The 12155-nt window shown below is 34.9% G+C and carries 15 protein-coding genes; 13 read left to right on the top strand and 2 right to left on the bottom strand.

Annotation, left to right across the window (positions count from 1 at the left end):
* Positions 1–30: 30 nt before the first annotated feature.
* A complete protein-coding gene (locus D8M05_RS07615; protein ID WP_121130290.1) occupies positions 31–996 on the bottom strand; it encodes a COX15/CtaA family protein in 966 nt (321 codons plus the stop codon).
* A 432-nt stretch (positions 997–1428) separates the two neighbouring features.
* Here D8M05_RS07615 and cyoE point away from each other — a divergent pair, with 432 nt between their 5' ends.
* The 7 genes from cyoE to D8M05_RS07580 all read left to right on the top strand — a co-directional run bounded on the left by cyoE (position 1429) and on the right by D8M05_RS07580 (position 7933).
* Complete coding sequence (gene cyoE / locus D8M05_RS07610) at positions 1429–2370, top strand: heme o synthase (RefSeq protein ID WP_121130288.1); 942 nt, start codon at positions 1429–1431, stop codon at positions 2368–2370.
* Between the two features lie 71 nt (positions 2371–2441).
* Positions 2442–3494, top strand: coding sequence for a cytochrome c oxidase subunit II (coxB, locus tag D8M05_RS07605; protein ID WP_121130286.1), 1053 nt, complete (start codon positions 2442–2444; stop codon positions 3492–3494).
* 56 nt (positions 3495–3550) lie between these two features.
* Entirely contained in the window at positions 3551–5407 is a 1857-nt protein-coding gene (gene ctaD / locus D8M05_RS07600; RefSeq protein ID WP_121130284.1) for a cytochrome c oxidase subunit I, read from the top strand.
* Between the two features lies 1 nt (position 5408).
* Positions 5409–6032, top strand: coding sequence for a cytochrome (ubi)quinol oxidase subunit III (locus tag D8M05_RS07595; protein ID WP_121130282.1), 624 nt, complete (start codon positions 5409–5411; stop codon positions 6030–6032).
* 3 nt (positions 6033–6035) lie between these two features.
* Positions 6036–6356 carry a cytochrome c oxidase subunit IVB gene (gene ctaF, locus D8M05_RS07590; RefSeq protein ID WP_121130280.1) on the top strand — a complete coding sequence of 107 codons (321 nt, stop codon included), beginning with the start codon at positions 6036–6038 and terminating at the stop codon, positions 6354–6356.
* A 171-nt stretch (positions 6357–6527) separates the two neighbouring features.
* Positions 6528–7433, top strand: coding sequence for a cytochrome c oxidase assembly factor CtaG (gene ctaG / locus D8M05_RS07585; protein WP_121130278.1), 906 nt, complete (start codon positions 6528–6530; stop codon positions 7431–7433).
* Between the two features lie 44 nt (positions 7434–7477).
* Positions 7478–7933 (top strand): DUF420 domain-containing protein, encoded by a 456-nt coding sequence (locus D8M05_RS07580; protein WP_121130276.1) that lies wholly within the window; start codon positions 7478–7480, stop codon positions 7931–7933.
* Between the two features lie 42 nt (positions 7934–7975).
* Here the strand turns inward: D8M05_RS07580 and D8M05_RS07575 are convergent, their stop codons facing one another.
* Positions 7976–8341: a YugN family protein gene (locus tag D8M05_RS07575; RefSeq protein ID WP_121130274.1), complete on the bottom strand. Its 366-nt coding sequence runs from the start codon at positions 8339–8341 to the stop codon at positions 7976–7978.
* A gap of 212 nt (positions 8342–8553) precedes the next feature.
* On the opposite strand from D8M05_RS07575, the gene D8M05_RS07570 reads away from it, so the two are divergent.
* The 6 genes from D8M05_RS07570 (at position 8554) to rsmD (ending at position 12152) form a co-directional block, all read left to right on the top strand.
* The gene (locus D8M05_RS07570) at positions 8554–9618 is read left to right on the top strand and encodes a CAP domain-containing protein (protein ID WP_121130272.1); all 1065 of its coding nucleotides are present in this window, start codon (positions 8554–8556) and stop codon (positions 9616–9618) included.
* Between the two features lie 128 nt (positions 9619–9746).
* The gene (gene ylbD / locus D8M05_RS07565) at positions 9747–10142 is read left to right on the top strand and encodes a YlbD family protein (protein ID WP_121130270.1); all 396 of its coding nucleotides are present in this window, start codon (positions 9747–9749) and stop codon (positions 10140–10142) included.
* Positions 10143–10153: 11 nt separating this feature from the next.
* A complete protein-coding gene (locus D8M05_RS07560) occupies positions 10154–10387 on the top strand; it encodes a YlbE-like family protein (RefSeq protein WP_121130268.1) in 234 nt (77 codons plus the stop codon).
* Between the two features lie 57 nt (positions 10388–10444).
* A complete protein-coding gene (locus D8M05_RS07555; RefSeq protein ID WP_121130266.1) occupies positions 10445–10882 on the top strand; it encodes a YlbF/YmcA family competence regulator in 438 nt (145 codons plus the stop codon).
* Between the two features lie 126 nt (positions 10883–11008).
* Positions 11009–11284, top strand: coding sequence for a YlbG family protein (locus tag D8M05_RS07550; protein WP_121130264.1), 276 nt, complete (start codon positions 11009–11011; stop codon positions 11282–11284).
* A 313-nt stretch (positions 11285–11597) separates the two neighbouring features.
* Positions 11598–12152 (top strand): 16S rRNA (guanine(966)-N(2))-methyltransferase RsmD, encoded by a 555-nt coding sequence (gene rsmD, locus D8M05_RS07545; RefSeq protein ID WP_121130262.1) that lies wholly within the window; start codon positions 11598–11600, stop codon positions 12150–12152.
* Positions 12153–12155 lie beyond the last annotated feature (3 nt).

The raw sequence follows: 12155 nt of genomic DNA, 5'->3' as shown, positions 1-12155 counted from the left end.
GAGCAGTTGTAACTGCTTCCTCCTTCTTTCTTAATTACTTGCTGTATTTGTATTACTTTCGTCTGAGTCAATTGGCAAATTCATCTTTTGTTTTCTTTCCGATCTTGAACACAGTAAGATAAAAAAGCTTAACATTCCAAAATAACAAGAGATAACTAGTGCATGCATTAATGCTACTCCCATATTTAATACAGTAAAGATTATCATTGCCCCAAAGAATACTTGAAGAGAGATTAGGGAGACTGTGATAATCCAACTCCAATACATTACTTTGCTAGTCTTGTAATTTTTCACCATCTTTATAAATAATACAATCGTCCAAATAAATAGTATCCCAGCTGCTAATCGATGGCCCATCTGTATCCACTGCTCGGGGCTATAATCTGAAAAAGCAAAAGGAGAGGTATTTGTACAGAATGGCCAGTCACCACAAACCAAATGTGATTCAGTATGGCGAACTAGTGCCCCAGTGTATACAACAATTAATGTATAAAGACTTAATGCATAAATTTCAATCCGATGCTTTTTCTGGATAAATAAAGTTTTCGTGTCCCACTTTCTGTCGATTTCAAATATAAGTAACATTAATAAGAATACGGATGCAAAAGAAATTAACGAAATACCGAAATGCGCAGCCAAAACAAAATCTGACTGCCCCCACATTACAGCAGCGGCTCCAATTAATGCTTGTAAGACAAGGAAGAAAACAGACAAGAATGATAGAAATTTCACTTCACGAATATGACCAATTTTCCGCCAAGCTAAAATAGATAAAGCTAACACTGCTATCCCAACTACTCCAGTTACGGCCCTATGGCTTAATTCAACAACCATTTCAAAAGTGAATTCCGATGGTATGACCTGTCCCTCACATAATGGCCAACTTTCTCCACAACCATCTTCGGATCCTGTTTTTGTAACTAGTGCTCCTCCTAATAAAATAAGTAGCATACCTATGGTTGCCAGTACTGATAACCATTTTAAATGTTTAATCATTTGTCAGCCTCGCTTTTTGATGTATAAATAAAATGTACCATATTATCTATTATAATAATATGACTTTGGTAAACTATCCAATAAAACACACGCATAAATAAGTTTATCATGCTTTAATTATATTTTCACTATAGAAAAAGTAAAAACTCCTTGCAATATTTGTAGGAGTTTGCTAGAAATAATATAGGAGATAAAATGCTAACCCCTAATCGATTGTAAAGAAATACATAATTTAAGTGAGCGTTTCATAACAGATTTTGTTCGTTTTTTTGTCACAATTCGAAGGCGTACACCATGATAAGATAGTATACGATGTGGAGGAATAGATAATATTATCTTTCCATGCTACAATGTAACTTGTTTATAGCTGTCCTTTTAATGTGTTTTTACTTAATAATAACATGTCAACTACTGAATTAAAGGGGGGATAAAATGGATAAAATGGGTACGCCTTATACTGAAATGTTAAATGATACGACAGTCTCTGGATGGCAAAAAATAAAGACAATGATGTCTGAAGTTAAGGCACTTATTAAAATTGGTATTATCCATTCAAATTTAATTACTACATTTGCTGGGTTTTGGTTAGCGATTTATTTTTCAGGTGCAAGTATTACATCGAATTGGGATAAATTTATACTTACGATGTTAGGAAGCGCTTTAGTAATAGCTGGTGGATGTATTTTTAATAATTGGTATGATGTTGATATTGATCCTAAAATGGCCAGGACGAAGAAACGTCCGACTGTCACAGGTTTCTTTTCGCTTAAAGCTGTATTAACTATGGGTATTATCACAACAGTAATTGGTTTAATTCTATTATTACTAACTACAGTAGAAGCAGCCATTTTCGGGTTTATTGGATGGTTTGTTTACGTTGTGCTGTATACCATGTGGTCGAAAAGGAAAACTACTCTAAATACGGCAGTTGGGAGCATTTCTGGAGCAATGCCACCGTTGATCGGATGGGCTGCAATTAGTCCAACATATCATATTGTCCCTATTATCATGTTTTTAATCATGTTTATATGGCAAACACCTCACTTCCTATCATTAGCAATGAAGAAAACCGAGGATTACAGAAGTGCTGGCGTTCCAATGTTGCCAGTTGTTTATGGTTTTGAGATGACTAAACGACAAATTGTAATATATATTATTTGCTTATTGCCATTGCCGTTCTTTCTAACATCATTAGGGACAACTTTTGTCGTAATCGCCACAATACTAAACATAGGCTGGCTTATTTTAGGTTTTAAAGGCTTTTATGTGAAAGATGATATAAAATGGGCGAATATTATTTTCATCTATTCACTCAATTATTTAACAATCATTTTCCTATTAATGATTGTTGTAACACTTCCAATTTTTAGTTGATTTTTATTCTTGTTAGCTTTAATTCTTCATATATAGATAAAAAACAAAAGGAGAAAGAGAGGTATAAATACATGTTACGATGGATGGGAAAATTTAAAGCTTTAATCATGTTGGGTATAGTTACACTGGTTCTGACCGCCTGTGGAAAAGAAAACTTAACTGCTCTTGACCCGAAAGGTTACGGTGCAGAGAAGTCGATGGACTTAATGATATTATCAACTGTTATTATGGCTGCAGTATTTATTGTAGTAATGTTAATCTTCACAGTTGTAATTATCCGTTTCCGTAGAAAGAAAGGACAAGAGGACTTCATTCCAAAACAAGTTGAAGGGAATCATACCCTTGAAATTGTTTGGACAGCTATACCGATTATTTTAGTGTTTATTCTTGCTGTTCCCACAGTTATGTCAGTATTTGATTTAGCTGATGAAGCAGATGCAAGCAGTTCTATAAACATTGAAGTAACTGGTAATCAATATTGGTGGCATTTTGATTATGCTGGTGAGGAAATACAAACAAGTCAGGATTTGTATATACCAGTAAATGAGAAAGTCTATTTAGACATTAATTCAACTGATGTAATTCATTCATTCTGGGTACCAACGATATCTGGTAAAATGGATGCAAACCCAGAGAATACAAACACCATGTTTATTGAAGCATATGAAGAGGGTGTTTATTGGGGGAAATGTGCTGAATTTTGTGGTCCATCACATTCATTGATGGATTTTAAAATTGTAGTTGTAAGTCAAGAAGAATATGATCAGTGGGTAGAAGATATGCAGAATGTCGATCCTGAAGTTCAAGTAGAAGACGCAGTTGCACAAGAAGGACAGGAGTTATTTGAAGCAAATAACTGTATGGGTTGTCATGCGATTGGTTCTTCACCTGTTGCAGTAGGGCCGAATTTAACAAACTTTGCGAATCGTACTACTTTAGCTGGGGTTGAAGACCTTACTAAAGAGAATATTGTAAGTTGGTTACTGGACCCAGAAGCAATGAAACCAGGAAATAAAATGACTGGTAATTATCCTGAACTTACAGAAGATGAAGCTGGTAGTATTGCAGAGTATTTAATGCAATTAAGTCATTCTGACATTACACCTGAAAGTGCAAGTAACTAAAAAGAGATAATGATAAGTCTTAAAGGGATGAAAGACACAAAAGGGAGGTTTAAATCTTGAGTATTGCATCTACTCAAAAAAGAGGTTTTGGAGCCATTTTATGGGACTACTTAACAACAGTTGACCATAAGAAGATAGGGAATATGTATATCGCTGCAGGTGCATTTTTCTTTATTCTTGGTGGCTTAGAAGCACTTATTATTCGTATTCAATTGGTGAAACCTGAAAATGATTTTATCAGTGCAGGTTTGTACAATGAAATGATTACCATGCACGGAACAACAATGATTTTCTTTGCGGCAACACCATTGCTAATTGGTTTGATGAATGCCATTATGCCACTTCAAATTGGGGCACGTGATGTTGCATTTCCGTTTCTAAATTCATTAGGTTTTTGGTTGTTTTTAGCTGGTGGTCTATTAATGAACTGTAGTTGGTTTTTAGGAGGAGCACCTGATGCTGGTTGGACAGCGTATGCACCATTATCGGTTGTTTCACCTGGGCATGGTACAGACTTTTATGTAATGGGGCTACAATTATCTGGTGCGGGGACATTAATGGGTGGTATTAACTTTCTTGTTACCATCGTAACAATGAGAGCGCCAGGTATGACTTACATGCGTATGCCATTATTTACATGGACTACTTTTATTGCAAGTGTTTTAATCTTATTTGCTTTCCCAGCATTAACAGTAGGTTTATTCTTATTAATGTTTGATCGCATGTTTGGTTCTGCGTTTTTTGATATTGCCTTAGGTGGTAACTCCATCATTTGGCAGCATTTATTCTGGATCTTTGGACACCCAGAGGTATATATATTAATTTTACCTGCTTTTGGTATGTTTAGTGAAATACTTCCAGTGTTTTCTAAAAAACGTTTGTTTGGTTACACTTCCATGGTGTTTGCAACAATATTAATTGCTTTCTTAGGATTTATGGTTTGGGCTCACCACATGTTCACTGTTGGTCTAGGACCTACTGCGAATGCAATTTTCTCTGTGGCTACAATGGCCATTGCTGTCCCAACAGGTATTAAAATTTTCAACTGGTTAGCAACAATGTGGGGTGGAAGTATTAAGATAAATTCAGCAATGTTGTGGACATTAGCGTTTATTCCTTCATTTACAATTGGTGGGATGACAGGGGTAATGGTTGCAATCTCAACAGCTGACTATCAATATCATGATACTTACTTCGTTATTGCTCACTTCCACTATGTTATTGTTGGTGGTGTAGTATTCGGTATATTAGCTGGTTTAACATACTGGTGGCCGAAATTATTTGGTAAAGTTTTAAATGAAACCCTTGGTAAAATTGCTTTTTGGCTCTTCTTCATTGGTTTCCATTTAACATTCTTTATCCAACATTTCTTAGGTTTAATGGGTATGCCTCGTCGTTACTGGGTATTTTTAGAAGGTCAAGGATTGGATACTGGTAACCTAATCAGTACAATTGGTGCTTTCTTAATGGCGATTGGTTCTGTTGTATTTGTTTATAATGTAATTATCACATCCATTAAGGGTGAAAAAGCTCCAGCAGATCCATGGGGTGACGGTCGTACGCTTGAGTGGTCAATTCCATCACCACCACCTGAGTATAATTTTAAACAGTTACCATTGGTACGTGGACTTGATCCATTATGGATTGAGAAAATGGAAGGTAACAATAAAATGACACCTGCTGAACCATTAGATGATATTCATATGCCAAATGGATCAATTCTTCCATTTATTATGACGATTGGCTTTACGATTGCTTCATTTGGATTTATCTACCAAGTAGATCATAGTGCATGGTTAATTGCAGTATTTGGTGGTATGGCAATCGCTCTTGGTACAATGCTTGCACGTTCATTGAAAGACGATGATGGTTATCACATTCATAAAGAAGACCTAGAAAAGGAGGTTGACTAATATGAGTCAAGAACATTCCTTGAATCCTGAAAATTTACCAAAGGATCCAGCGAAAGCTACACTTGAGGGGAGAAATAAATTTTTAGGATTATGGTTCTTCCTAGGTGGTGAAACCGTTCTTTTTGCTAGTTTATTTGCAACGTATTTAGCATTAAGAAATTCAACTGCTGGTGGGCCTTCTTCACAAGATTTATTTGGATTAGAACTCGTTTTCATCATGACAATTCTTTTGTTAACAAGTTCATTGACAAGTGTATATGCTATCTATCAAATGAAGAATTATAACTTCAAGAAAATGCAGTTATGGTTTGGTATAACCGCTATTCTTGGACTTGGATTTTTAGGTTTTGAAATTTATGAGTTCTATCATTACATTACGGACTATGGATTTACCTTTAGATCTTCTGCGTTTGGTTCAGCATTTTATACTTTAGTTGGTTTCCATGGTGGGCACGTTGTGTTTGGACTTAGCTGGTTAATTGCTATTATGGTACGAAATGCAAAACGTGGACTTACACTACAAAATGCACCTAAATTTAATACTTGGGCATTATACTGGCACTTTATTGATGTTGTATGGGTATTTATCTTTACTGTAGTATACTTGATGGGGATGGTGAGTTAATTTATGACTAACAATACAAATATAGACAAAATTAATTCTTTCCAAAAGCAAGAGCAAAAACAAGAAATGAAACATCAGGTAATCACTTTTGTATTAATGATTGTATTTACACTAATTGCATTTTTAGCAGTTGCATCTGATTTGGATAAAATTTTTGTTATTCCATTGATCTTAATTCTAGCTGTTGTGCAAGTAGGGTTTCAATTTTACTACTTTATGCACATGAAAGATAAAGGTCATGAGATTATTTCTACTTTAATTTTTAGTGGTATTTGGATTGCAGCAGTAGCAATCTTGACTTTTACAACGATAATTTGGTGGTAAAAAAAGAAAGATCGGGTGTAGTGCCCGGTCTTTTTTTCAGGAAAGAAATGAACAAAAATTTCTCGCTTATTCTGTTTTAGAAGTTTTTTTGAAATATCGTCACATTGGATACTAATCATTAACTATAAGTTGAGGTATAATGAAAGGTATATCTAATTGGAGTGATTACATATGTGGTTAGAACTACAAATTTTTGGATTTCGTGCCATGTGGAGTCCATATTATTTAATATTCTTAGGCTTAATGGCGGTTGTCTATTCATTAATTACTGGTCGTTACCGTCATCATTTTGGTGAGAATGAAAAACCTAGTGTAAAGCAACAATTTTATTTTTACCTGGGTTTAATATTGATATATTTCTCAAAAGGCTCTCCTGTAGACCTTCTTTCTCATATTATGTTAACAGCACATATGACACAAATGGCAATTTATCTAATTATCGCACCAATTCTCATTATAAAAGGACTACCAGTATGGATATGGCGAAGGATTTTCAATACTCCAGTTATTAAAACGATATTGAACACATTAACAAGGCCACTTATTTCGTTATTGTTTTTTAATGGACTGTTTAGTGTTTATCATCTTCCTGTAGTTTTTAATTTTTCTAAGTCTTCACCTGTAGCACATACTGCCATTCATTTGCTTCTATTATTTGCAGCATTTATTATGTGGTTACCATTACTAACACCAGTGAAAGAAATGGACAAATTATCACCTATATTGAAGATGGGATATATATTTGTGAATAGTGTTTTAATTACTCCGGCTTGTGTATTGATTATTTTTGCTTCAGCCCCACTTTATGCTGCATATACACAGGATGGAGCATGGTTAACTGCGCTAAGTTTATGTGTTCCGTCAGATGTAATGAGTGGGTTGTCATCCATGCTTACAGGTCCAGAGCTATTTTCACCGTTAAGTGTAATGCTTGACCAGCAGGTAGGTGGTATTATTATGAAGGTTGTTCAGGAATTAACTTATGGTGCGGTACTGGCAAGTATTCTTTTTCAGTGGTTTAGGGGAGAAGGAAGCAAAATTGACCCCTTACCAAGTACCCCAATTGAATCTCATTAAATTGGTTACCAATAAATTTACTTTAGAAAGGAATTGTGTTTAAGTTGCCTTTTTTACCTACATTAAGTACTTTTTTCATTTTATTAAGTGCAATATTAGTTGCTATTGGTTGGATGTTCATTAGTAAAGGGAAAGCAAAAGAACATAAGAAAGTTATGATAGCAGCTGCAATTAGTGCAATATTGTTCTTCATTATTTATATGTCAAGAACGATATTTGTTGGAAACACGAGCTTCGGTGGCCCAGCTGATTTAGAAATTTATTATACGATATTTTTAATTTTCCATATTGTACTCGCTACTACAGGAGCTATCTTTGGAATTGTGACTTTAATCCTAGCATTTAAACGTAAGATTAAAAAGCATCGTAAAATTGGTCCTTTGACGGCTATTATATGGTTTTTCACTGCAATAACAGGTATTATGGTCTATCTTTTCTTATACATCTTATTTGATGTAGGAGAGACCACCAACTTGTTCCGAGCAATTTGGGGATTCTAATAAAGAGGGGTAAAAGCAATGGCTTTTACCCCTCTTTTAAAATTATTTATGGTGCGGATTGAGTTCTTCTCCAACTTTTGTAAGCAACGTTTTTGCACGCTCTACAACATTTTTAGGGAAACTTTCTTCTTCCCCGTACTCAATCCCATGTGGGTAGTAATGTTTACCTAATAAAGGCGTCAATAATTTCAATACGGCGTTACCCTTATCAACATCGCCTTCGAGTGCATATCCTTGAATACGAACATAATATGTAATGTTTTTCTCATCCGATTCGATCTTGTAATCATAGGTTACTCGCTCGTAATCCCATTGACCAGCACGAATAAATGCATTCTTCCCTGTTATGTGGTCAAGCGGTTTTAAGTCTACAACTACATCATCAATTCCAGTGTTCTCTATTCTCATCTTTTTCACCTCGCATATTTGTCCTCATTAATTTATAATAGTACGAAAACGCTTAAGATGCAATTAAAACTATCTTATCTAGCATTGTTTCCTATATTTAATAGAATATTTTCTATTTTTCCTTTTAAAAGTAATAGTGAAAAAGAATGAATCATCATAATGTCTCATAGAATGAATCATAGGCGTATTCTAGTAATGAAGGAGGCTAAAAGATGCGGTTTATTCAAAGTAGTTTGGTATTACTATCAATCATCGTACTTGTCGTTTTTTATTTTATTCAGGAGAATGATATGACAAAAGAAGGAACGATTGGAAATATTGACAATATAGTAGAGAAAAGAAGTCAATTGGAGCTAAAAGAAGTTCCAGAAGTACCTTCCCTCGTTAATGGTGAGGTATTTCAGTGGATTGGTAAATCACAAGAAGAATTAGTTAAAGCTTTAGGTGAACCAGTTAGGAAAGACCAAAGTGCATATGAATATGAGTGGTGGATATACACGGATGAACGTACGGAATATATCCAATTTGGTATCTTAAATAACGAAATTATAACTATATATGGTACGGGGGACAATTTAGACAGTAATCCGATACAAATTGGGCAAGCCTACGGGGATGTTAATGATATTTTCGACTTTTCTAATGAAGTTACATATAAGGAGGGAATTGCTTCTTATACTTTTCACCTTTCAGAAGAGGATATGATAATGAGACCATTAATTAAACTAAAAGAAAATATGTTTTTACAGGTTTATTTTGATACAGTTACAAACAAAGTTTCATCTATTCGAGTATTGACCGGTGATGTATTATTGAGACATCGGATATATGAAATTGTGTATCGTGGAGACTTACCTGCTGAGCCTAAATTAACCGATGAAGAATGGGAAGAAGTAGGATTAGGTATGGAGAAACAGGTTTTTACTATAACGAATATTATTCGCAACAGATATGAAAAAGCAGCACTACAATGGGACAATTCCGTAGGGGAGGTAGCTTTTTTGCACAGTAGGGATATGGCTGAAAACGATTATTTTTCACATTTTGGCTTAAATGGAGATGGGTTAAAAGAGCGATTGGCGGCACGAGAAGTATACTATGTAGCTGCTGGGGAGAATATTGCTGCACAATATACGGACGCTCCAGCTGCAATAGAGGGTTGGTTAAATAGTGAAGGTCACAGGGAAGCTTTATTAAGTGATACCTATTCCCATATCGGGGTAGGTGTGTATCGGTTATATTACACACAAAACTTCCTTGCAAAGACAAATGAATAGCTAATACGCACTTTAGCCCCCCCTGAGTACGTTTTTACTTTGTTAGGGCCCTTTCCTTTAAATGAAGCACGCATAGGTGATTTAAGCATATTTTAATAGTAAATAAGACTATTCTCGGGGGTGAGAAAGTGGATAACGAAAAACTGCATCCAACCGTAGTTGAATTTAAACGTTTTATTAATAACCATCCTTTGCTACTCAGGGAAATAAGAAAAACAGGGAGATCCTGGCAGGAGTATTATGAAAAGTGGATATTACTTGGAGAAGAAGATACTTTTTGGGACGCATATAAGGAAGAAAAAATAGAAGAGAAGACTGGGAATAAAAAGGCAGATGAAAAGAATTTTGAGTTGTTAGGGCAGTTAATGAAAGCAACAGAAAATATTGATATAAATAAAGTGCAAGGTCAAGTTAATAATTTAAGTAAAACGATTGGAACGGTTCAAGAACTAATTAATCAATTCCAACATACAAAGAAGGACAAAAAACCTGTTAATGATCCATTCAACTGGTTTAGAGATTAGGAGTGTAAAAAATGGATACAGATGTGTATCACTATTTATCAAAAAATCCTAAGTTAAGAGATTTTGTCCGTTATAATCCAAAGTGGTATCGTTATTTATCAAGAGATCCTAGTGTTTTAAAGATGATGGAGAAAGAAGCGAAAGTATTTTATGGAAAGACGTTTCCACAACGTTTAGAGAAGATGAATAACAATGTTCAAATGTTAAATATGCTCATTCAATTTGCTGATGTGATGAAGGATTAATGCCTTTCCATTTTCATGTTAATAAATACATGATAAAATGAGAATGGAGGTGTTGAAATGATAGGCACTATAGAATACGTAGAGATTCTAGACCGTTCTGAGAGGTTAGGGAAAATGGTGATGGAATCGGATGTCATGGAAGCCTATAGAAATTCCCGAATTGCACTAGATTCAGATCAAGAAGCAACAAAGCTTATAAAAGCTTTTATAGATATGAAGGACCATTATGAAGATATTCAGCGTTTTGGAAGATATCATCCAGATTATAATGAAATTATGAGAAAGGTGAGATTTACAAAGCGTGAGATGGATATGCACGAAAAAGTTGCATCATTCAAGCTTGCAGAGCGTAATCTACAAAACTTACTTGATGAAATTAGTCAATATGTAGCATTAAGTGTAAGTCAACAGATTAAAGCACCTAAAGACGGTGCGGCACTAACTGATAGTGGTTGTGGCTGTGGTAGTGGTGGAGCTTGCGGCTGCGCGTCTTAATTATCCAGCTAGCTTTCAGTTTTTTCTGAAGGTTAGTTGGATAAATTCATGTACATAATTTATAATGAAAAATGTACTGTAGTTCTTACGCTACGGAATATATCTTGAATTAGAGAGGCTTATACGATGAAAACTAATCGTCAGGGAATCATTGTTTGGTTCCAACACATGAAAAACCTGAAGCAAATAAAGCGTTATGGTAATCTGATTTATGCATCGAAGAGACTAAAATATGCAGTTATTTATGCTAATCAGAGTGACCTGGAGAGCATTGAAAACAAATTAAATAGACTCCCATTTGTGTCGAGAGTTGAGAAATCTTATAAACCTTATATTCGGACTGATTTTGAGAATGCTGTACCAGATAAAGCAAAACAATATGATTATAAAATGGGTATCTGAAGTAGTGTATCAATGCTGTTGATTTATAAAAAAAGAAAAAACCTGCAGACATAAATTCTGCAGGTCCCTTTGTTTTTTCAAAAGAAAAACAAATAGGCAAAGGGAGAGGAGAAACCGGAGGAAGAACTTATGGGGAAGTTTAAGTCTTCTCCGTGTTTTGAAACAACCAGCTAACTAGTTGTAACATTACGTATTATGGACAAAGATTAATATTATATACATATGTGATTCTATTTTCTTTTTCGCGAGTTTGCAGATTTCGACTTTTATGGTAGGATAAAAATCGAATACTCTTAAGTAAGAGGTGGACTAGATGCGTGTCATATCAGGTAATCATAAGGGAAGGCAATTAAAGGCTGTTCCTGGAACATCAACAAGACCTACAACAGATAAAGTAAAGGAAGCTGTATTTCAACGTATTGGACCTTATTTTGATGGAGGGAGCGTACTTGATTTATTTGCTGGGAGTGGCTCATTAGGAATTGAAGCGTTAAGCAGAGGAATGGAGTCTGCAATATTTGTAGATAAACATCCACAGGCCATACATACAATAAAGCATAATCTAGAAACATTAAAGTTAACAGGACAAGCAGAGGTGTTTCGTGCGGATGCATATAGAGCTTTAAAGGCATCTGCCAAACGAGGTTTGCAATTTGAATTGATTTTACTTGATCCTCCATACAGTAAATTCGATTATTTAAAAGTAATAGAAAGTATTTTGGCATTAAACCTAATAAAGAAAGATGGAATAATCTATTGTGAACACGATCCATCAGAACAATTATCGATGGGTGATGATCGGTTACAATTATTAAAGCAAGAAAACTATGGAGGAACGATTGGTATAAGCATTTACCAAATGAACTAAAAG

It is taken from the genome of Oceanobacillus bengalensis (assembly GCF_003628445.1).
GTDB lineage: Bacteria > Bacillota > Bacilli > Bacillales > Amphibacillaceae > Oceanobacillus > Oceanobacillus bengalensis.
This window is presented reverse-complemented; position numbering and strand designations above follow the sequence as displayed.